The sequence below is a fragment of the Prosthecochloris sp. genome (assembly GCA_015482705.2).
Classification (GTDB): domain Bacteria; phylum Bacteroidota; class Chlorobiia; order Chlorobiales; family Chlorobiaceae; genus Prosthecochloris.
Genome location: JADMLA020000008.1, coordinates 117,030 through 138,472 on the forward strand (window position 1 = coordinate 117,030; position 21,443 = coordinate 138,472).

Below are 21,443 nucleotides of genomic sequence, written 5' to 3' on the forward strand. Positions count from 1 at the left end.
ATGAAACGCATACCACACTTTCTCTTGTTGCTCTTTTTCATTTCGTGCAGCCTTCCACAACCTTCAGATCATGAGGGAACACAAACCGTCACCGATATGGGCGGCAGAACCATGGCCGTACCGGAAACAATGACAAGGGTATATGTCAATCGGCCAGGAAGTATTCTCATGTATGCGATCGATCCCGGGCTGATCGTGAACCGGTCGTTCAACTTTACACCGGAAGCCTCGCAATTTCTTTCCAAATCATACCTCGCGCTCCCTTACACCGAAGGTTCGGCTGAAGAGATCCTGAAACTTCAACCGGACATGATTCTCACGTTTTTCGATATCAATCCCGGTTCGGTTGACGAAGCGGATAAACTTGCAGCCAAAACCGGTATTCCGGTCTATCTGGCTTCACTCAACCTCGATGATTATCCCGAAGTCTTCGAGCGGCTCGGCAGGCTCTTCGACCGTACAACACAAACTTCCGCCATGAACCGCTTCATCGAACGTCATGTCAATCCGGTGAGAGAGAAAGCGTCTGAAATCGAAAGAAACGAAAAGCTTAGCGTTTATTATGCGGAAGGTGAATACGGACTACATACGGATCCGGCAGGCTCGATCCATAGCAGGCTTATCGAGATGGTCGGAGGGATCAACGCCGCCGATATCGACATTATCAGCCGCAAGGGCATGAGTGAAGTCTCGATGGAACAGCTACTGATGTGGGACCCCGACGTAGTAATCGTCTGGGCGGGCCTGGGAAAAATAACCCCAACCATGCAGCATATTCAAAAGGATCCGCTCTGGGCAAGGCTGAAGGCGGCAAAAAACAACCGTATCTACCAAACCCCCTATCTTCCCTACGGCTGGTTCGACCGCCCGGCAAGCATCAACCGGCTGCTCGGCATCCCCTGGCTTGCAAATCAGCTCTACCCTGAAGTGTACGGCATCGATATCGAGGAGATCGTGCGGGAGTACTTCAAGACATTTTATCACTATGATCTTTCAAGCACTCAAGCCAGCGACCTGCTGAAAATCACCGAAATCAACAGCAGGTGAACGGATTACTTTAGGAAACCTCTATTCGCTGTACTTCCGGATAAGCCTGGAACCGATGGAGAAAAAAACAACGGCATAACAGACGAGTACGGAGAGGGAAACGACGCCTTCGTTGTCCAAGGCAGTCTTGCGGATGAGGATATTGGTATGGGTAAGCGGCAGCATGGCCACTACGGTTCCGAGCATCGCGGGCAGACGGTCGACGGGAATGAACGTACCGCAGAAAAACGCCATCGGCAGAATGAAAAAATTGTTGTACGTCGAGGTATCCTCATGCGATTTGGCCAGCATCCCCGTAATCACGCCGAGAGAGGCAAAAAGAAAACAGTTTAAGAGAAGGGCCACAAGGAAAAAAAGCGTCGTCACAAACATACCGGTAAAAAGAAAGCCCGTGCAGATGATCAGGAGAGAGGCGAACAATCCCTTGACCATCCCGGCAAAGACCTCCCCAAGCATGATCGCCGAAGGAGAAACCGGCGCCAGAACGAAAACCTGAAAGGTCTTGAAATAATGCCTGTTGAGCGTCAGGGCACTCGAAACCCAGGAATAGGAGTTGTTCATGGAACTCATGGCTACAAGCCCGGGCAACAGGTATGCGACGTAACTCATACCCCCGACATCGATAGTTCTCCCCAGGCCAAGCCCGAACGTCACGAGATAGATCATAGGCACGACCATCGCGGAAAAAAGATAACCGACGCGAAACAGTTTTCTGCGGAACAACAGCATTTCACGAAGAAACACTGGGTACCAGCTCATGGTGTTCATTATATCCTCGCTCCCGTCAACTTGACAAAAACATCCTCGAGACTCGACCGGCGTATGGTCAAACGGCCCTGAAGGCCGGAAGCGACACTGTCAGCTTCCCGACGGTCGCAACACATAAACTGCTCAAGTCTCCCGTCTTCGGTTATGGTATCGACAACATATTCTCCGACAAGCTTTTTCAAGCCTTTAACCGTATCGAAAGCAACCATTTTCCCTTTCGACATGATACCGACCATGTCACACAGTGCTTCGGCTTCCTCGATGTAATGCGTCGTCATGACAACGGTGCGCCCGTCCATACCGATTTTTCGGATGACATTCCAGAAATGACGCCTTATCTGCGGATCGAGACCGATCGTGGGTTCATCGAGAAACAACACTTCCGGATCGGTCAGGAGTGCCCTTGCAAGAAGCAATCTGCGCTTCATGCCCCCGGAAAAATCCTGAACAACTCTCTCCCTGCTTTCATCGAGCTCAACAACCGAGAGCACTTCAGAAATTTTCTTCCGTAGTCCGGTCACACGATGCAGAAGCCCGTAAATCAACAGATTTTCATACGCACTGAGCTCCCTGTCAAGATTGTTTTCCTGAGGTACGACGCCGATTCGCTCCTTGATCGAAGCAGGATCGCGTGTCACGTCGAATCCCGCGACGGAGCAGGCTCCACCGGATGGATCGCTCAGCGTGGTCATCACCCGGATCGTCGTTGTTTTCCCAGCCCCGTTCGGTCCCAGGAGCCCGAAAACCGTACCCGGCCGAATCCGGAACGAGAGACCGTCGACGGCGATGATCGAGCGTCCTTTCTCTCCGTAAGATTTCCTGAGTTCCGAAACTTCTATCATGCTCTGTTTCTCCTGTGTTCAAGTGCAGAAAGTTCAGCGCAGAACATCCGACTCCGAACAGGAAAGGCGGGCACAGCCGGAATCGAACGCAACAACATCTGTCTATCATTGGATATCTGTAGTAACATCAAACATGAAACTTTCGAAACATTTTCAATCCCTGGCGTTTTCCGGTGACGATCCGGTAACATGCGCCTGATCGAGCAGAAACCCCGGGAAGTCGGGTGTTTCTCCCCAGTAGAGATGTACATAGGATGCAAAGGTGTTCCTTACTCTGAAAACAGCGGTATCGACAACCCTGCCACGTGCGGTCTTTATTTCAGCCACATTGTCGAGATGCCCGATTCCGCCAAGACTTGAATAGTGAAACTCATGCCCTTTGAGCTCCCTCGCATATCCTGCTGCGGAAAGATCGACTTTTCTGTACCCGAGATGTAAACGCGCATCCCGCATGGTGGTCTCGAGATCAAGAGCACCGCACATTTCATGGTTCACTCCGTCTCTCCCGGTTATCGAGTTCCCGAGATACATCATTCCACCGCATTCGGCATATGTCACGCCTCCCCGGAGAGCGAACGCTTTCACCAGCTTTCGCATCCCGGCGTTTTCAGCAAGCCTTTTCGCATAGAGCTCCGGATACCCCCCGGACAGATAGAGCATATCGGCATGGGGCAGTATCGCGTCATCGAGTGGGCTGAAAAACTCGAGTTTTCCATATTGACCGAGAATATCGAGATTTTCGGCATAGACAAAATTAAAAGCTGCATCACGTGCCACAGCGATGACGGCATTGCCACGACCGGTGCAGGAAAAGCGCGGAAAAGGTCGGGGAATTTCTACGCTGCAGAGTTGCACTATCTTTTCCACGTCAACTGTTTTACTCACATGATCAGCCATAGCGGCAATAGCCGATTCCTGATCCACGTCCGGCGCGATATTCAGGCCGAGATAGCGGTCTGAAACAGCCATCGTTTCATCCCTCGGGACATAACCGAGAGGCTCAACCCCGACATCATGGCAAGCCTCTTTCAAAAACTCATAGTGTGACAACCTGTTGACCCGGTTGAAAATCACTCCGGCAAGACGAAGCGAAGGATCGAAGTGTTTGAATCCGTAAAGAAGCGGAGCCACAGAATAGGCAACCCCTTTTGCATCGACAATGAGAACAACCGGGATACCGAGCATACCGGCAATCGCGGCACTGCTTCCTTCGGACTTGACCGAACCGTCAAACAACCCCATAACTCCTTCGACGACAGCGGCATCGGCTTCAGCACAGTGCTGAAGGAATACTCCCTTCACATGATCTTCGGAAGCCATGAAGATATCGAGATTTCTTCCCTGCCTGCCTCTCCCGTCAAACCTCGAGGCCAGTGTATGGAGATAGGTATCGAGATAATCGGGGCCGCACTTGAATGGCTGGACGTCCATCCCCTTCTGCGCAAGAATGCGCAACAGTGCAAGCGTCAGAGTAGTCTTGCCGGTATTGCTGGAAGGAGCCGCCAGCAGAAAAGCCGGTTTAATCATGAGTACGGCCCCTCACGCCGACACTGCATACCTTTCCAGTGATGCATCCAGTCCTGTTTTTTTTCACAATTCCTGCCGGGACATTTCTTCATTGTAATTCTTCCTTTTCGGATGTGTTCAGAAAACCTGTTGATGTTGAAAAAAGCTCTTTAACGGGAAGTGTATGCTCACCGATAAAAAAAACTACCGGCGTCTCGATATCCTGTTCCCTGATGACATCACCAATGGTCTCGAGCATTCCCGTAATCACTTTCTGATCACAAAGCGAAACTTTCGATACAATGCTCACCTGAAGAGACACGGGCAAATGAGCATCGAGCAAACGGTTGACAATTGTCTCAAAATTTTTCATTCCCATGTACATCACAACCGGACTGCCTTCCCTGAGCAGAGCGAGAACACCCTGGAACTGCTCGAAAGAATAGCTCGCCGTATGACCGGTACAGAACAACAGGGAGCTTGTTCTGTTTCGTTCGGTAACGGGAATCTGCAACATATTCGCAGCAGCAAGACCTGCGGTTATACCGGGAATAACCTCTGCCTCGATGCCTTTTTCCATGAGAGCCCGTACCTCTTCGACACCCCGGCCAAAAACAAAGGGATCACCCGCCTTGAGACGAACACAATACTTTCCTTCCAGAGCATAGCCGATCATCATTGCATTGATACGCTCCTGTCGTTTCTCCTGGTCCTGACCGTCACCACAGCGCTTACCGACATTGACGGTTTCTGCATCATCCGGGACAAGCTTCAGTATTTCCTTTGAAATCAACGAATCATGCAATACGACATTGGCATCCTGCAGCCGTTTTAAAACTTTTAGCGTAAGAAGTTCAGGATCTCCCGGACCCGCACCCGCGATAGTTACAATTCCTTTTTTATCGATCATAGAGCTGTGCTGTCTATTCGAACTGTCATAATAGCTCTGGAGATATAATGAATTTCACTGTTTTCTGAGCAGGAGACCATAATCGAGCCTGTCATAAAAAGTCTTCTGTCTCAATCTTTCGATGTCGAGCGTTACCGAGCACCCTTCACCGTTTTTTGCCGATACCTCTGCCCATCGGTAGTGCCCTTCAGGCGGCTGGCAGATAAATGCACGGTTATTGCCAGAGACGGCAAGTCCCGTCTGCTCGATCGAGCGGGCACCAAGTACCCGTTGATCATGATCATTCAGGCAAGAAGCCGAACAGACAATAAGATCACACCCTTGTTTTGCACAGGCGATCACCATCTCCGGATGGTACAGTTCATCCTTGAAAGCCAGAGCAATTCTGGCATTGTCGAGATCTATGAAACAATGCTGCCCATACTTTTTCGATCGGAGAGAGAGATTACCGTTTTTCTCGGCAAATGCAATTACCGTGCTTCCGTCTTTTTCAGAAACAACGCCCGTACATACGTTTACCTGACTTTTTCGGGCTGCAAGAGCCAGACGATTCAGTACGTCTTCATTATCTCCGGCAATACCGGCAGGTAGCACCAGCAACGCTGTTTTCTCTCCACTGTATGCATCTACCGTTTCTTCAAGTCTATCACCGGTGAAAAGTTCTTCTGCAGGAAAAGAGCGAGAGGCAACACTCATCTTCGCCGCTTCAGGAAGCTTGTAATAGCTTGTCAAATCAGCGGCATAACGCATATCGAGATACATCGGAGTATAGAGCGAGGGTTCCCTCGAACGCAGTTGCGTTTCACGAAAGGAGGGTAGTTTTCCACCTTCAAGGGGCAAATCTGCAAAAAAGATATCCGACGTACAACTGCATGACTCGAGGATTTTCGTACCGTCAGGCCCGTAAATACAGGAATAGGCATCCTCACACGACATGGTTTTATCCTTCCCCGACCGGTTGCAGGCAGCAAGGAAAAAGCCGTTTTCTTTCGCCCTGACCTGCCAGAGCTCTCTCGGATCAAGAGATCCGCCTGGCCAATTGGCCGGTACAAGCAAAAGATCAACTCCGTTCAGGGAAGACATCCTTGGAATGGCCCCGTAATAGGTATCGGAACAGATCAAAACGCCAACCCTCCCCCAAGGGGTTTCAAAAGAATTGCGCTGGAACGACGTTCCGGCACATGCCCAACGGACCTCAGCCGTGACTTTCCGGTAATTCAACAGCAGCGCTCCATCAGGACCGATAACGGCGGCAGCATTGTAATAGATATCGGTCCGCTCATCTTTTTCGGGATAACCAAGCACGATGAAACAGCCGTAGCGTGAAGCAACCTGTCGTAAAGCCGTCACCGTGGGCCCCTCTTGTGATTCAACCAGGCATGCTATTTCATCGCGTGAACCGAAGCTATAACCGGAAACAGCAAGTTCGGTATTGACAATAATCCTGGCACCGTTTTCTGCAGCCCTCTCGTTGAACAGGACCAACTCGTCACGGTTCCGCCCAGCTTCACCGTGCACGACGTCGAAATGGACAAGGGCGAGTTTCAGTCTTTCCATTTTTCACTATAGCCAAGCGCACACGAAGCGTACACGAATTCCAGAAAATCATGATTGTTCATACCGACGGGTTCCAATGACAGTATCCGGGAGAAATCGGCATAACGTTCAACACGATGAGAGATCCCGGTGGCAAGCTGCGCTCCGTGCATGACAAAAATCTCCTTCATGCATGATTGCGGAAGAATGCCCCAGGCCACCTTATCCCGGGCGTGCACCAGCGAACATGATGCCCCGACCGCTACGGGGTCACGATCGAGGCTGTTGAAATTACGCCTGAAAACCGCTGCCGTTTCTTCCTGTAGCCTGCGGGCGATGGACTCTGTCATATGCTCACGACCGGCGCCGAAACGCTTGATATGCTCCAGGATGGAACGCTGATTGCCGGGAGTCAATGAATTCTGCAATGCAAGCGTCTTCCTTATAGCTCCAGAAACAGCTGATCCTATAAGTTCCCCGAGTTTGGCATGCTTGCCTGCACTTGTCAGCGGCGTATCGCCGGTCAGCGCACAGGCCACAGCGATCTGATCCGTACCGGTTCCAGTCGCAAGACCATCGGAATACCTCGAGGACACCGCAAGTTCCTGCAAAACGGTGGTTTTGGCTTCAGTCGCGGTCATGATGGTCCGAACCATGGCTCCACGTGTCAGCTCCCGATTGATGAGCAGCATGGTGTTTATGGTCCCATGAAGCTCTTTTCCGCCTTTTTCAAGAGGTTCGAACACACCGTCCTGTTCCCAGACAGAGGCAGGATCCCCGACCCTTCCGGCGTTACCTTCAACCCCTCCGGTACAAATCGCGGTCACTTCCAGATTCTTGAACGACTTCGTTTCGATAGCGGCATAGTTCATGTTTGCCGCCGTACCGAGAGAAGCTGTTTTTTCAGGAAGCTCGAAACGCTCACACAATCCCTGCAAATAACGTTCAGGAGCCGACAGTACGGTTTTGAGTTCTTTTCTGCTGTGGCCCGCGGGCTCGCAAGACTGATGATTGAATAGACATTCGAGATCCTCATGAATCCCGCCGTTCACTCTGCAGGTTGAAATCACCCTGTGCGGCCTGTTGAATCGCACAATCAGCATTTTTCGCTCCCTGTGAACCTCTGCTGCACCGTACTCGCCCAACTTCATATGACAATACTCCTTTTGTTTCATCGTCCCCGGCTTTCATCGCTTTTCAAGGCGCCTGTAATATTTCAGGGTATGGTCCGGCAAGACTTCGGGATGAAAAATAGTGATAAGATCGGCAAGTAAAACATGCGGTTCAACCATACCGCTATCCCAGAAACGGTTCCGCCCGTTTTCAAACCGATAGTTATTGTTGTTATATACCATTCCTTTCTTGACGGAACTGAACAACCGGTACCGCTCGTCGATTTCCAGCAAACCGTCGAGATCGGTGACCCTGAAATGGGTGTTCACCCAAAAATCCGCTTTCATACCGGCATCCATGGCAACCTCATGGCTCAGAATATGCCCCCTATCGGTCTCCTGACCTCTGAAAAGATATTCACTCCCGGCATGTTCGAGCATGGTGACGAACCAGCGAGAAGACCCCATGATCGACCATGCGCCTTTCCTGCTGTACCCGGTTATTACCGAAGGCTTCCGGGTTAAATGTTCGGCTGTTTTCTGGACATCGAGGTACGCATGCTCCTGCTTTTCGAATATACTGGCGGCAAGCGAATCTTTTTCAAAAAAGGCCCCCATGAACTTGATCCATTCAAGTGCACCGAGAGGATGCTCCTCGAGTGATGCACAGAAAAAGCCCGGACGGAGTCCGTAGGCCATCATTTTTTCAAAGATGTCGGAGGATACGCTGGTCACATTGACAAAAGCGAGGTCAGGATCGATCTTGACCAGGGTTTCCATGTTCAACCCACGCATATAACCTGTCACCGGAAGCGCTCCGCTGTCTATCATTTTGTGCACCCGGTCCTGCCCGATTCTGCGCTTTCCGGAAACCCCGGCTATGGCATCGAAACAGTCGAGCATTTCTATCAGCGATACATGAAAACCGTTTTCACAGGTCACCCGCTTCAGGGGAATTCTGACCACTGCGGCCGTTCCACTGTCTTCAGGGACCGATCGGTCATGCGGCACAAGCAAATATGCATAATCGATACCGATATCCGTCCCTTCCGGAGAAAGTACCTTTACCAGAGTACAGCCGTCATCGCGCTTCATGATGGAAAATCGACTGGCATATTTGACCGTTTGCATCTTCGCTTTCCCGTCGGCCGTCACAGCCTGTTCATCCGATACTGAAGAACACGACGTTCCAAGCAATGTGGCCATCAGAGCCAGAAAAACGATCCAGCCCCCATATCCTTGCATCACGGCTCTCATGCTACAATCTCCGAGCCTGTCTTGTTCTTCTTGATACAGCTGATGACGCTGCCGATATCCTGAATCTCGAACGGTTCACCGCTTTTTCCATTATAATAGCGCCACCAACGGTTACCCCTGTCCTCCGAAACCTCTATCCTGCAGGGCAATGATGCATCGATGACAACTTTGTAACCGATCCTCTCGAGCGCTCTTTTCGTCCAATAAGCAAGGGTTCCTTCTCCGACAAGACCTATACAACCCTCGTGGTGCTGATTTATCCTGAACGAACCTGACTCCCGATCAAACTCGAATCCGTTACGCTTGAAGGCTTTTTCGAGTCTACCGTCAAGAATAAGCTCTTCAGGCATCCCCGAGATCATCTCGATGTTTTTTCCACTCTCTTCTGCCTGAACGGGACTCATCAACCAGATCCTGTCAGCTGCCTGAAGCGCAAGGTCGAGTTCATGCGTAGACATCACGATAGATTTCCCCCGCTCTCTCGCCAGTTGCTTCAAAAGACGAACGACCTCGATGCGATTGGGAAGATCAAGATGAGCGGTAGGCTCATCGAGCAGAATAACGGGTGTATCCTGGGCAAGTGCACGCGCAATCATGACCTTCTGGCGTTCACCGTCGCTCAGATCACTGATGTGACGACAAGCGAACCGTCGTGTACCGGTAATGGCTATAGCCTCCCTGACAACGGTTTCATCATCCTTTGAAAGCTTCCCCATCCAGCCGGTATAAGGATAACGGCCAAGAGCGACAAGGGCATACACCGAAAGATTACCGGTCATGACCCTGTCGGTAAGCACGAGGCTGAGAAGTCTTGCCGTTTCTTTGGTCGAAAGCCTTTCAAGAGATCTGCCATCAAGGGTCACATGTCCACCGAGAGGCTTCTGGACACCGGCAATGGTTCTCATCAATGTCGATTTTCCAGACCCGTTGGGCCCCAGCAGACAAACCAGCTCCCCTTTGGCGAGGTCGAGAGACAGATTGTCCGCAACAACTTTTCCGGGATACTTGCGACCATGCTTTTCCGCTTCTTTGGCAAGGCGACGGTTCTGATATCCGATCGCCAGATCGTGAGTCAGTAACACTTCGTTCTTCATGCAAACGACGACTTGAGGTTTCTGTTCTTCATGATAACCCAGATAACGACAGGAGAACCGATCAAAGCGGTAACGGCATTGATCGGAAGGGTGGTCTGGCTTCCCGGCATCTGGGCGATGATATCGCATACCAACATCAGAATCGCCCCGACAAGGCAGGAACTGGGCATAAGAAAACGATGATCGGAAGTATTGAGAATCGATCGTGTCAGGTGGGGAACGGCTATACCGATAAAGCCTATAGGGCCGCAGAAGCCGGTTACGCTTCCGGCAAGCAGACTTGTAGCGGCAATGACGGTAATCCGGACATAGAGCGTACTCATCCCGAGGCTGCGCGCGTAATTCTCCCCGAGAAGCATGACATTGAGAGACTTGGACGCAGCAAAGGAAATCATGAGCCCTATGCCGACTACGATCGCCAGAACATACAGTTGGCTCCCCAGCACACCGCCGAGACTGCCGAATGTCCAGATCAGGTAATCCTGTATCTGTTCAGGTTCACTGAAATACTGCCAGATACTGATGATCGATATCGTGATATTTCCAACCATGATACCGACAATGAGCAGTACGATATTATCCTTGATCCGCACCGCTATCCCCAGCACGATAAGAAGAACGAACGCAGCTCCAAGGGTTGAAGCGACAACGATGAGCCAGCTCCCGCCAAGCCCGAGCTGGCGGATGGCAAAGGCATTTGCTGCCGCGCCGGATGCCAGCATGACCATGGCCACTCCAAGGCTGGCACCTGCCGAAATACCCAGTACAGAAGGTCCTGCCAGAGGATTTCGGAACAACGTCTGCATCTGTAAACCACTTGCCGACAGTGCCGCTCCGGCGATGACGGCGGTAAGCGCTTTCGGAATACGGATATAGGTAACGATCTTTTCCCAGGCTTCGTTCTCTGAACCTTTCCCGAACACGATATCAATAACGTTTCCAAGAGGTATTTTTACCGACCCGAGTGCAAGGTCGAGCATAAAAAAAAAGGCCATTACCACAAAAAGCAGAGCGATCAGACTGTTTTTTGGAGAAAGAAGAGGCCAGGAATGTTCCGGGCTTGTTTGACTGTCCACCTTTATGCCCATCTACTGTATATGCCTGTAAAAAGTTAACGAATCATCTCCATTGCCCCTCTCCGGGAACAAGTCCGGATGCAGGATCCTGATCAAGTCTTCCAATACCCTGTCGGGCCGTACAGCCCCAAGCTCCCAGTATGCATTCCCTCCTGCCGGATTCAGTAACCGGTTATTGTTGTACACTTTGCCAGATCGCACCGCGAAAAAATCTCTGAACCGAATGTCTTTGGCAAGCAGTTCATCGAGGGACTGAACCGTTCCCGGATTAAGCCAGAACTCCGCTTCAAGGGCGACCGGGTAAACAGCCTCTATATCCATTTTGATGCTGCCGGTCTTTGCCCTGTTTTTCCAATGATAATCTGCCCCGGCGTCCCTGAGAAAACATGCCACATAGCTGTTTCCTCCAGGCACGAACCACGCGTCCTTGAAAGGCATCCCTGTAACAACCGACGGACGGTGGGAAAGAGTGTCGGTAAGTGCCTTGAGGGCATGATAAGAGTGCTCGATATCCGCAAATTTCTCGACGGCAACTTCCTCACGACCGAGCAGAGCCGCATACAGCTTCAGCCATTCCGCTCTTCCGAGGGGAGATTCCTCGAGCCATTCAGCAACGACGACAACAGGAATTCCAGCCATTACCAATGCCTTGTAATCGGTCTGCCTAGCAGCGGGAAACGCTGTCGTCACTATCATTTCAGGATTCAGTTCGAGAATTTCTTCCACGTTGGGACTGAACGGCATACCGATTTCCGATACGGCGCCTTTCTCGATCCGCTCACGTAAGGATGGAGTATTGACATAGTCGGGTCGGGCAATACCAATGATCCGATCGGCGCATCCAAGCAGATCGATATAACCAACCTGTGTTGTCGAAAACAAAGCCACACGCTCAACGGGAGTCCTGATCACCACATGCTCATCGAAACCGTCAGGTAAAGGAGACTTCTTGGGAATCAGCAGATAGCGCAACGTGTCTTGGCGGCCATCGAGATCGACGATGACTCGTAAAGTCTTGAACCCCTCATGATCGTAGAGGGAAAAACCTTTGGCGTAGGAAAGGGGAACGTCGACGGACACAGCTTCCTGTTTCGGGTGTACTTCCGTTTCATTGCTGCATCCACTCAACCCGGTGGTGAACACAACGGCGAAAAGAGAGATAACACATCGCAGAACACCGGAAAAACGATGATGCACCGAACCGGTAAAAGAAGAACGAAATATATTCATATGTATAGTCAAGTTGCTTTAACCCGAAGCGATAGCGTATTATGGCAGGTCTTCTGACTTTCCCGGTTCCGACAGCCTTCCCGTTCCAGTAGCCCGGAACAGTGACATAAGGGTGTCTCTATTTTTTGTCATGAGCGATTCAAGTGCAAGGCGAACGGAGCACAGAAACCGGAGTGTACACTGAATACATGAGGATTTCGAGCACCGTTCAACGAAGCAATTGAAACGCGGAATAAATAAATAGAGAGATCCATTGATTATCGAAACACATTCATCGGCATATGCCGACGCGGGATTACAGCAGCGGGTACTGTTCCGGACTTTCACCGGATTCCCTTTTAAACCCTGTCCAAACCGCCAGGGCACCATAACGTTGAACAAAGTATACAGAAAACAATCCATCGTTTCAAATGCTTTACGATAGTAAAGGCACTGTCGAGGAATCATGTTTTTTAATTGAACAAAAAAAGCATATCGCACTGATATATCAGTCATAATACTCCACATACTGCTCGAAATTGTCTCGATTCGGGAAGGAGATAGCCCCTGCCGCACACACTTTCTCACATGCGGTACAAAGAACGATACAGTTGTACGGCTGAGTCACCTCCATTTTCGGGCGACGGCGCAGCCCTTCCTCCACCTCACCGGATGCAAAGACCCCTTTGGGACAGAAATCATAACAGGAACAACAACTATTGCAAGCATCCGGGTCGATAGTCGGGTACCACGCGATCTCCTTGCGGGGAACAGTCAGGCGTCCACGCCTTCTTTTTTTCGCAGTATCACTCATCATTTCATTTTTTCATCTTATCTAATCAAGCAACTCTGTCAGCCCTCCCCCCTTTTCAGGGAGGAAGCACTGACGGAGAACAAACACAGAGCATCAGAACGATATTGAATATCCAAGTCTGGCAAGACGTCCGGGCTCGTAATAAACAAAACGGCTGCTTGCATCTTCGACGAGATTGCCCGTTGTCTGAATCTCGGTGTCGAAAATATTTTCTACCGCACAGGTAACATAGCCTTTGCCGGCCTTTACTTTTCCGGTCATATCGAAAGCGGCGTAATTTTCGAGATCATCTTCCCTGCCGGCAAGGATCCGGCATTGCAGATCGAGATTGAAAGGCAATGTCGCATAGGAAACCGCAAACGTGTTCTGGAACTTCGGTCCTGGCTGGTACTCATCTCCATCTGTGTTTTCAGCTACCGGGTATGCCCAGTAACCTGCAGAGGTAAACGAGATATCCGAAAGGAAATCGTGCCTGTCGGTGAAAGGATACAGCCCCAGCTTCCATTCAACTCCCTGGGAATTATAGGATCCGGCGTTGAAATAGTGATACGGTCTTCCTTGTGAACGATCGATCTCGATCTTGTCGTCATAGGTCATATAAAATCCGGCAATTCTGGCAGATACCGATTTGCAATCCCACTTGAAACCGGCTTCATAGGTCCAGCCTGATTCAGGCTGCAGATCAGGATTGCCAACGACCACACGACCTTCATAATAAAGCTGTGTGAATGTTGGAGCCTTGAAAGCCTTGCCTGTATTCGCGAAAAGATTCAGGTTTTCATTGACCTTCCAGGTAACCCCCGCGCTTGGAAGAAACGAGTCATAATCGGTAGAGCCCTCTTCATTGTCTATGAACTGCTGACGCACTCCGAGCGTCAGCAGAACATCCTCCTTGAAATCCTTTTTGAACTCGGCGAAAATTCCGTAATCGTCCCGTTTTTTTTCGCCGTAATTGTTTTTGTAATCGGCAAAACGATGAACATAATCCGCACCTGTTATCAGCTCAAAACCTTCCGCCACTGTAAATCGGTAATCACTTTCTGCTCCATAGTTATAGTTCAAACGTTCCTTTTCTTCATCGAATACTCCATTCACATAATCTTCTGTTATACGTTTGTCATGTACACCGAAGAGCTTTCCCCGAAACCGCTCACCCTCGTAACGAAGGTTGAGAAAGTGAAAGGAACTTTCCTGATCGGTTCGCTCGACCTTACCTGAATCGAACAGATCGATGAAAGCTGTTTCATACCAGGAGTATTGGTAATCGATATGGATGTTCTCGAAGGGTGATGCATTGACATTCACCATATACTTATCCGTTTCTCCGAGAGCGTTCGTATATTTTTTCGTGAACTGCCTGCCGACATCGTCCAATTCACCAAGGTGCTGATATCGAAAGCCTGCGGTAATTCCCGGAAGACTGAGACTTATGCCATGGTTCATCCAATCTTCGTTCCCGAATTCAACAGACGCTGTTCCTCTTTTTTCCGAAACCGGTTTCTTGGTGACGATATTGATCACACCGGCCATTGCATCGGCACCGTAAAGGGTTGAAGCAGCACCCTTGAGCACCTCAATACGCTCGATCTGCTCGACAGGTATGCAGCTTAAATCATATCCCTTGCCAGATGCCTGCTGAACCGGTGATCCGTTAATCAGAATGAGTTCACCGTCTTCTATGCCCCGAACATACACCGCGCTGTTCATCCCCTGTTTGTTGATCCCAATGGGCGCAAGGGATTTATAGCCCAATCCCCCTATTCGTCCGAGCGCTTCCATCACATTCGTCGCACCGGTTTCTTTCAGTTCTTCACTATCGACAACCGTAACGAAACGGGAGCTTTCCTTTTCCTTCACGGGAAATCGGGTAGCGGTAACAACCAGTTCATCACTCGTGTAGGATGGAGTGATACCGTTTTGCGAGAAATCTTCTGCCTGAAGTGTGTACTGAGAGAAAACACACGCCATCAGAAACACAACGATTTTTTTCTTCATCTGTCGACCTGTTATCAGTTTTAAAAAAACAACTGAACCACAGGGTTGTCCATCGGCAATAAGCAAACAGGATGAGGAACGTTACACTGCCAAAACCTGAATCAGCCCAAAAAGAGCACATCGAGATTCCGGGATTTCCCGGCGAAAAACAGAAATACCGGAAAAAAATATGAATTGACAGTTTGATACATCATGAACTTCAGTGCCTGAGACTATAAACCCGTAGTCTGATTTTTATGCAAAAACATAACTGGCAGGTCTCCTGACTTTTGCGGTAAACTACTGTTGGCAACCTTCCCACGCTTTCCGGGCGGAAACATCGCAGTGATTGACAACAACCGTTTTTTCAACACATGAAGCCATGCATTGTCAAAACAGTAAACCGCTTTACAGTTGCGGGTACAGTGTACGAATTTCACGTACTTCCCTATTCTCCGGCTTTCAAACCGGCACCAGTTACAATAAGAAAGAACAACATGGTTTGTAGTTACGAAAAAAAACATATTCTACAAACCCCCGACTTTCAAAGATTTTCGTGTAAGCGTCCTAATTGAAGCCTCTTAACGATCCGCTCATTTATCCAACGAGCGCAGTGATTCTCCGACATGATCAACCCAGATGGCGGCAAACTCATCGAATTCAGCGGTCCCCTTTAAAACAGGCACACACGCTATTCCGGCACGAGTCAATATCGATACCCATGAATCGTCCCCATCGCCGGCCATATCATTTTTCGCGTGATCACCGGCGACCGACATGAAGGGCATCAGATAGGCTTTTTTGATGTTCTTTTCAAACAGTAGTTCCTTGAGCAGATCCACTTCCGGGTACCCTTCAACCGTTCCCACGAAAATATTGGGATCGGCTCGTTGCAGTTGAAACATCAAAGCGGCATACAATGCATTGGATGGATGGTGAGTACCGTGCCCCATGAGCAGCACCGCATCTTCCTTCGAACGTTCTTCGGGAATCGAAGCCCTTACCGCCGCCACAACTTTTTTCATATCTTCTTGGGTACTCATAAGAGGATATCCCAGAATCAATTTACTGAATCCCCCCATTCTCTCGAATGCGTCCACCGTTCGGTGCAGGTCGTGAAATTCAGCCCCGCCGATGGTATGAAGAGACTGAACCGCTACGTGGGTAAATGCTTCATCCTGCATTTTGGCCAACGCCGTTTCAGGCGAATCGAGAAACGTACCTTGTTTTGCAAGTTTTTCACGAATCACGTGTGATGTGAAAGCCCAGCGAACCGGTATACCGTGATAGGTCCGCTTTACCATTTTTTCAATAGTATCGAACGATACCTGAGCAGTCTTTTCGCTCGACCCGAAAGCAACCAGCAAAATTCCTTCTTTTCTGGGCCGATCAGCTACACCTGTGGCAAAACATTCCAAAGAGATAAGGCTCAGCATGGCAAAAATCGTCAGGCAGCTTGTTTTTATACTTGTTTTCATTTCCATTCTCCGTTTTTTTCTTCCTGTTTCAGAACCGTCATCTTTTCTGCCGGATGCAGGTCGATACCATGATCTTCGGCTGTTTGCTGAATCCGTTTGGCAAAAATACCGACAAAAGCATCATTGACTCCCAACCCCTCCATAGCGACATCGACCTTAATTCCAAGAGATTCGATTCTGCTTTTCCAGGAATCCGGCTCCGGATTGTTCATGTCGTTGTGCGCATGATCACCGGCAGTGATCATAAACGGCTTGAGCAGCACATGTTTTATGGAATCTTTTTCCAGAGCCTGCAGGATCTCATCGATACCCGGGTACCCCTCGACCATACCGATATAAATGCTCGAATCCGGATAAAATGCACGCATCGCTTTTTGTGTCTCGAAAAAAGCGCCCGATGAGAAAAAATCATTCCCGTGACCCATGTAAACCAATGAAGCGCCTGACGCTTTTGCACGTATAACATCGGTTTCAAGGGCCTGTACAACCTCACCGATATCCTCGACGTAGTCGTGCTCTATACCATATGTCCCCAGCGTGGGCCGGGACAACACAATTTTATCAAAAGGCGCCCATGCTTTCTTTATCGTCCTGATCGACTGCAAAGCCCTGATACAGGACTGCAGATCTTCGTATTGCTCCCCATGATAGATGTGGGTCGGCTGGACGATGACGGTACGGTAGTTCTGATCCTGCAGGTTACCAATTGCCCCGAGCAGGCTTTGAGCGTACATGATTTCTTCTGGCACTCCCTTGGCAAGCCAGCTTTCAGGTTTTCTTCTTCTCGACGCCCAGATAGTTCTGATCCTGTTCGAGGTAAAACAAATCCTCGTCTCAATCCCCGGAAATTGCTCCTCTACCTCTTCTTTAATGTTACCGAGAGCCGAAAGAGCGACAGGATAGCTTGTTCCGAAATGTGCAAGCAAAATGGCCTTTTTGTTGATCTGTCTTCGTATCTTGTTTTTTCCACCCATGATAACAATGTGTTTTACGTTATTTCAATCATACAATTTCCTGACCGCGACACTGGCACGCTTGCCGTTAAAACGCTGTAACTACTTCTCATCCAATGCGTTGCGAACGATGCAGATGCCATCCGAATTCATGAGCACGAAAGCAAGCCGGATACCGGGTACAAGCCGGCCGCACACCCTGTAGCACTCCCTGGACAACTCACGGTAAAAAGGCTCACCTTTCCTGAAAGGAATACTCTTTACGATGTTTCTCACGAGGGAAATGTCGAGTAAGCTGTGACAGATATCGTTATCATATCCGGCACTGCGGGCTAAACCTGCAATAAAATCACGGTTTACCGCTACGTTCCTGCTCGACAAATCCAGTTCACCCTGAGCCAGTTTCGTGGCTTTGGCCAGCATGACACTTACCGTAACGCTCTCGAACCCCGCACATTCCCTGATTATTTCCAGTGTCACACCTATCCGGTTACCGTAGTGAACGAACGCTTGATCCGGGAAATCCGGTAAGAGCTTTTTCAGATGTTTTTCGCTTCTTGCTCCGGCAACGATTGCCACATCACGGCATCCGCTGTATAAAGCCACCCGCAGGGATCGTCTGATGCTTTCGATATAGGCCTCCTCGGAATACGGCACAACAATCCCGCTCGTTCCGATGATGGACAAGCCGTCTACAACACCGACTTTTTCGTTCATGGTTCTTTTCGCGACCTCTTTACCGCCAGGGATCGACAAAGTGACCGCAACTCCTCCGTCCACCCGATACTTTTTCAGGAGTGATCGCACGGCCCTCATGATCATATGCCTCGGCACAGGATTGACAGCCGGCTCACCAACCGGAATACCAAGCCCTGAAAGGGTGACTCGCCCTACCCCCTCTCCCTGCAGAAACAAAACCGTTCCCCGGGGAATGTCCTTTCTTATCGTCACTTCACTACGAATTATCAGCCCGTCGGTAACATCCGGATCGTCTCCGGCATCCTTCCTCACACCACACAGGGCACCTCGACTATCCACGAAACACTCCTCAACCGTAAACGTGGCCGAATCTTCCGAAGGCAGCACAATCGTCACGGTTTGTTGAGCCTCCTGATTCAATAATGCACTGAGAGCCGCAACTGTTGCCGCAGTTGCACAAGACCCGGTTGTATACCCATATCTCAATCGCTGAGCTTCATTCTCCTGCATGGTGCAACTTGCTGATTCTTTCAAGTTCACGGTTTAATTCCGACCTTTTCGTCACGGTAATGAAAGAGTCGGGAAGTTTGGGACGCTTCACAATAACCACCGGAATACCACAGAGCATGGCCGCCGTGATTTTAACCGGTAAAAACCCTGAATTGCCGGACTCTTTGACAAGCAAACAGTCGATACCGTATGCCCTTATGATTCGGGACTCCTCCTCAATAAGTCCGGACGGCTTCAAGAGGATAAGATTGCCCAGAGGAAATCCCTGCTTTTGTGCAAACATTACCGATTTGCCTGAAGGTAGAATTCTGACTCTCATCTCATGCTCCTTCCAGTAGGAACGCAAAGCATCTATGGTTTGCACGCCGGTCATGGCGAGCACTCTTTTCGGCTTGAGAAACCGCAAGAGATCGATAGTCTCGGGAAAACTGCTCGAGTAGTATATATTCTTGCTGTAAGCAGCTTCTCGGGGAAGATCGTAGATGCGCTCGAACCTGATGACCGGTATGGAGAACCGCAAACAAACATCTGAAACGGTTTCATGAAGAAGTGATGCAAAAGGATGCGCCGCATCGATAACGGCAGAGACGTTTCTTTGCCGGAAAAGGTGCTCCATCCCCCTCACGTCAAGAGCACCAAAGCGGTACTTGCCGTGAACCATTACAAACGGTTCGGCCTCTGTTTTCGTAGAATAGAGATATGCCAGCTCTTTTTCCTCCAGAAATCGGGCAACCTGTTTGCCTTCTGTCGTGCCACCGAAAACCACAATCATGATGTATCACCTTCGTTGGTTCCGGAAGCGTGTCTGAAACCATGTGAAAAGGCGGGATCGTACAGTTTCGATCTCTCTTCCCTGGCACCCACGGCTTCACCGACAACAAGAAGCATCGTGCGCGTTTTTCCACTTTTCGCAACCAGAGATGCAAGATCGACAAGCGATCCCCGCCATACCTGTTCATCATCCCAGGTCAAACGGTAGCAAACCGCTACCGGCGTGGATGGAGCATAATGAAGCAGGAGTTCTTGCTGGATCTCCCCCGCCCATTCTGCACTCAGGAACAAGCAGATTGTAGCCCGGGAACGTGCCAGTTCACCGAGCGCTTCCTTTTCCGGCACAGCCGTTCTCCCGTTAAAACGGGTCAGTATGATCGTCTGCACTTTTTCAGGAATGGTGAACTGGGATTTCAGCGTTGCCGCTGCAGCCTGAAAAGACGATACGCCGGGAACGATGCTGTACTCCATGCCGCTCGACTCGAACCAGGCCATCTGCTCCTGAATTGCGCCGTAGATCGAAGGGTCGCCGGTATGCAGCCTGACAATGCACTTCCCCTGCCGGTAAAACTCGCTGATAAGTAAAAACTGCTCTTCGAGGGTCATCGAAGCTGAACTCCTCACGACTGCTCCGGGTTTGGCGTAATGGGTCAGTTTTTCCGGCACAAGGCTTCCGGCATAAAGAATAAGATCCGCTGTTTCCAGCAAATGTTTCCCCCTGACCGTTACCAGTCCGGGATCACCCGGCCCTGCACCGACAATGAGGATACGGCCTTTACGAACCGCGGTTCTGTCGATACTGACGGCAAAAGTGTAGTGGCGCGGCTCATTTTCCCTGCAGCCCGGAAGAACGACTTTCTTTTTTTCAACCACCCACCTGTTTTCGCCTGCCAGCAAAGCTGCCGAAGCCTCAGCAACACTATGCACCCCAACCTTCCGATACACCACCTCTGATGGATTGGGTACCCCCTCGACACCTTCGAGAAGATCCGGTGCGAATCCATGCAAAGGAATGCCGAAATTTTCAGCAGCAAACCTGAAGGCTTTTTCCTGTATTTTGAAATCAACGGAACCGAAGGCCTTGAGTGAAGAAGGTGAAAGACCCTTTTGCTCCAACTCTCCGGCAAACGATACGGCAAACGTCTCAGGATCGATATCTTTTTCACAGCCGACTCCGGCACACAAAACCTTCGGACGATAGAAAAAAGAGGGCACCTGCACCGGAAGAACACGTGGTGTTACGGCCAGGAGCAGGCTGCATGCGCTAAAGTCAATATCTTCGTAGTTGTAAACGACCGAGACAAAAGGTGCTTTGCTTCGCTCGAGATAATCGGTCACCTCATCCCTCGTTTCAAGCAGCAGTACCGTCGGCTCGTGATTGACGAACAACGACATCGCAGCGGCAAACGATTTTCCTTTGTTTCCCGAATGAAATTCCACCGACCACCCCTGATCACGACCGAGAATATCGAGGCTCCACAATCCCTGTACATCACTCGATGTCGTAATGACCGGGCGTGCGCCGATCAAACGGGCGACAAGCCCTGCCAGCTCGTTTCCACCACCGACATGGCCCGACAGAACGGACTGCACAAAAACCCTGCGTTCATCACAATTGATGACTGCCGGGTCTGAATATTTGTCCTTGATGACAGGAGCAATCGCGCGCACGCATATACCAAGCGCACCGATGAAGATAAATGCATCGTAATAGCTAAAATTATCACGTGTGAACTCGACGACACCATTAACCGATGTCACTCCTTCAAATTGGCGTGAAGAGAAAATTTCAGCCCTGTAACCGGAAACTGCTTCAAGATGCTTTTTCAGACAGCGGGCAACCAATATCCCGTTGTCCGAAGAGGCCAGAATCGCAATGGTTTGCAT

The 21,443-nt window shown here is 50.0% G+C and carries 18 protein-coding genes and 2 riboswitches; of the genes, 1 reads left to right on the forward strand and 17 read right to left on the reverse strand.

The annotated features are described in order from the left end of the window. Positions 1-1,047 (forward strand): ABC transporter substrate-binding protein, encoded by a 1,047-nt coding sequence (locus QZ209_RS01495; protein ID WP_294343880.1) that lies wholly within the window; start codon positions 1-3, stop codon positions 1,045-1,047. A 21-nt stretch (positions 1,048-1,068) separates the two neighbouring features. Here QZ209_RS01495 and QZ209_RS01500 read toward each other — a convergent pair whose 3' ends face one another. The 17 genes from QZ209_RS01500 to cobM all read right to left on the reverse strand — a co-directional run bounded on the left by QZ209_RS01500 (position 1,069) and on the right by cobM (position 21,443). After that, complete coding sequence (locus QZ209_RS01500; RefSeq protein ID WP_294343883.1) at positions 1,069-1,806, reverse strand: ABC transporter permease; 738 nt, start codon at positions 1,804-1,806, stop codon at positions 1,069-1,071. Positions 1,807-1,814: 8 nt separating this feature from the next. Beyond that, entirely contained in the window at positions 1,815-2,657 is an 843-nt protein-coding gene (locus QZ209_RS01505) for an ATP-binding cassette domain-containing protein (RefSeq protein WP_294343885.1), read from the reverse strand. Between the two features lie 153 nt (positions 2,658-2,810). Then, entirely contained in the window at positions 2,811-4,184 is a 1,374-nt protein-coding gene (locus QZ209_RS01510; protein WP_294343886.1) for a cobyrinate a,c-diamide synthase, read from the reverse strand. A gap of 88 nt (positions 4,185-4,272) precedes the next feature. After that, on the reverse strand, positions 4,273-5,073 hold the full coding sequence (gene cobA, locus QZ209_RS01515; protein ID WP_294343887.1) for a uroporphyrinogen-III C-methyltransferase: 801 nt from the start codon (positions 5,071-5,073) through the stop codon (positions 4,273-4,275). Between the two features lie 54 nt (positions 5,074-5,127). Next, the gene (locus tag QZ209_RS01520) at positions 5,128-6,630 is read right to left on the reverse strand and encodes a nitrilase-related carbon-nitrogen hydrolase (protein WP_294343890.1); all 1,503 of its coding nucleotides are present in this window, start codon (positions 6,628-6,630) and stop codon (positions 5,128-5,130) included. After that, complete coding sequence (locus QZ209_RS01525) at positions 6,618-7,760, reverse strand: adenosylcobinamide amidohydrolase (protein WP_294343892.1); 1,143 nt, start codon at positions 7,758-7,760, stop codon at positions 6,618-6,620. Before QZ209_RS01525 ends, QZ209_RS01520 begins: the two co-directional genes overlap by 13 nt. Positions 7,761-7,796: 36 nt before the next feature. Next, positions 7,797-8,966: an ABC transporter substrate-binding protein gene (locus tag QZ209_RS01530; protein WP_265353724.1), complete on the reverse strand. Its 1,170-nt coding sequence runs from the start codon at positions 8,964-8,966 to the stop codon at positions 7,797-7,799. 8 nt (positions 8,967-8,974) lie between these two features. Next, positions 8,975-10,072 (reverse strand): ABC transporter ATP-binding protein, encoded by a 1,098-nt coding sequence (locus QZ209_RS01535; RefSeq protein ID WP_265353725.1) that lies wholly within the window; start codon positions 10,070-10,072, stop codon positions 8,975-8,977. Then, on the reverse strand, positions 10,069-11,160 hold the full coding sequence (locus QZ209_RS01540; RefSeq protein ID WP_265353726.1) for an iron ABC transporter permease: 1,092 nt from the start codon (positions 11,158-11,160) through the stop codon (positions 10,069-10,071). Before QZ209_RS01540 ends, QZ209_RS01535 begins: the two co-directional genes overlap by 4 nt. Next, complete coding sequence (locus QZ209_RS01545; RefSeq protein WP_294343907.1) at positions 11,161-12,378, reverse strand: ABC transporter substrate-binding protein; 1,218 nt, start codon at positions 12,376-12,378, stop codon at positions 11,161-11,163. It abuts the gene before it with no gap. A gap of 25 nt (positions 12,379-12,403) precedes the next feature. Continuing rightward, positions 12,404-12,763: riboswitch (cobalamin riboswitch) on the reverse strand. Between the two features lie 102 nt (positions 12,764-12,865). After that, positions 12,866-13,174, reverse strand: coding sequence for a ferredoxin family protein (locus QZ209_RS01550; protein WP_366515731.1), 309 nt, complete (start codon positions 13,172-13,174; stop codon positions 12,866-12,868). A gap of 90 nt (positions 13,175-13,264) precedes the next feature. Next, complete coding sequence (locus QZ209_RS01555; RefSeq protein WP_294343909.1) at positions 13,265-15,166, reverse strand: TonB-dependent receptor; 1,902 nt, start codon at positions 15,164-15,166, stop codon at positions 13,265-13,267. Positions 15,167-15,400: 234 nt separating this feature from the next. After that, positions 15,401-15,638, reverse strand: a riboswitch (cobalamin riboswitch). Between the two features lie 100 nt (positions 15,639-15,738). Then, entirely contained in the window at positions 15,739-16,623 is an 885-nt protein-coding gene (locus QZ209_RS01560) for a sirohydrochlorin cobaltochelatase (RefSeq protein WP_294343912.1), read from the reverse strand. Further along, positions 16,620-17,597: a sirohydrochlorin cobaltochelatase gene (locus tag QZ209_RS01565; protein WP_294343917.1), complete on the reverse strand. Its 978-nt coding sequence runs from the start codon at positions 17,595-17,597 to the stop codon at positions 16,620-16,622. Before QZ209_RS01565 ends, QZ209_RS01560 begins: the two co-directional genes overlap by 4 nt. 81 nt (positions 17,598-17,678) lie before the next feature. Further along, positions 17,679-18,785 (reverse strand): cobalt-precorrin-5B (C(1))-methyltransferase CbiD, encoded by a 1,107-nt coding sequence (cbiD, locus tag QZ209_RS01570; RefSeq protein ID WP_294343921.1) that lies wholly within the window; start codon positions 18,783-18,785, stop codon positions 17,679-17,681. Continuing rightward, positions 18,772-19,557, reverse strand: a complete 786-nt coding sequence (gene cobK / locus QZ209_RS01575) for a precorrin-6A reductase (protein ID WP_294343924.1) — start codon at positions 19,555-19,557, stop codon at positions 18,772-18,774. Before cobK ends, cbiD begins: the two co-directional genes overlap by 14 nt. Further along, positions 19,554-21,443 (reverse strand): precorrin-4 C(11)-methyltransferase, encoded by a 1,890-nt coding sequence (gene cobM, locus QZ209_RS01580; RefSeq protein ID WP_294343928.1) that lies wholly within the window; start codon positions 21,441-21,443, stop codon positions 19,554-19,556. The genes cobK and cobM overlap by 4 nt, the downstream gene beginning before the upstream one ends.

Coding starts and splice junctions, on each gene's coding strand:
- QZ209_RS01495 (WP_294343880.1), top strand. CDS start 1: ATGAAACGCATACCACACTTTCTCTTGTTGCTCTTTTTCATTTCGTGC.
- QZ209_RS01500 (WP_294343883.1), bottom strand. CDS start 1,806: ATGAGCTGGTACCCAGTGTTTCTTCGTGAAATGCTGTTGTTCCGCAGA.
- QZ209_RS01505 (WP_294343885.1), bottom strand. CDS start 2,657: ATGATAGAAGTTTCGGAACTCAGGAAATCTTACGGAGAGAAAGGACGC.
- QZ209_RS01510 (WP_294343886.1), bottom strand. CDS start 4,184: ATGATTAAACCGGCTTTTCTGCTGGCGGCTCCTTCCAGCAATACCGGC.
- cobA (WP_294343887.1), bottom strand. CDS start 5,073: ATGATCGATAAAAAAGGAATTGTAACTATCGCGGGTGCGGGTCCGGGA.
- QZ209_RS01520 (WP_294343890.1), bottom strand. CDS start 6,630: ATGGAAAGACTGAAACTCGCCCTTGTCCATTTCGACGTCGTGCACGGT.
- QZ209_RS01525 (WP_294343892.1), bottom strand. CDS start 7,760: ATGAAGTTGGGCGAGTACGGTGCAGCAGAGGTTCACAGGGAGCGAAAA.
- QZ209_RS01530 (WP_265353724.1), bottom strand. CDS start 8,966: ATGCAAGGATATGGGGGCTGGATCGTTTTTCTGGCTCTGATGGCCACA.
- QZ209_RS01535 (WP_265353725.1), bottom strand. CDS start 10,072: ATGAAGAACGAAGTGTTACTGACTCACGATCTGGCGATCGGATATCAG.
- QZ209_RS01540 (WP_265353726.1), bottom strand. CDS start 11,160: ATGGGCATAAAGGTGGACAGTCAAACAAGCCCGGAACATTCCTGGCCT.
- QZ209_RS01545 (WP_294343907.1), bottom strand. CDS start 12,378: ATGAATATATTTCGTTCTTCTTTTACCGGTTCGGTGCATCATCGTTTT.
- QZ209_RS01550 (WP_366515731.1), bottom strand. CDS start 13,174: ATGATGAGTGATACTGCGAAAAAAAGAAGGCGTGGACGCCTGACTGTT.
- QZ209_RS01555 (WP_294343909.1), bottom strand. CDS start 15,166: ATGAAGAAAAAAATCGTTGTGTTTCTGATGGCGTGTGTTTTCTCTCAG.
- QZ209_RS01560 (WP_294343912.1), bottom strand. CDS start 16,623: ATGAAAACAAGTATAAAAACAAGCTGCCTGACGATTTTTGCCATGCTG.
- QZ209_RS01565 (WP_294343917.1), bottom strand. CDS start 17,597: ATGGGTGGAAAAAACAAGATACGAAGACAGATCAACAAAAAGGCCATT.
- cbiD (WP_294343921.1), bottom strand. CDS start 18,785: ATGCAGGAGAATGAAGCTCAGCGATTGAGATATGGGTATACAACCGGG.
- cobK (WP_294343924.1), bottom strand. CDS start 19,557: ATGATTGTGGTTTTCGGTGGCACGACAGAAGGCAAACAGGTTGCCCGA.
- cobM (WP_294343928.1), bottom strand. CDS start 21,443: ATGCAAACCATTGCGATTCTGGCCTCTTCGGACAACGGGATATTGGTT.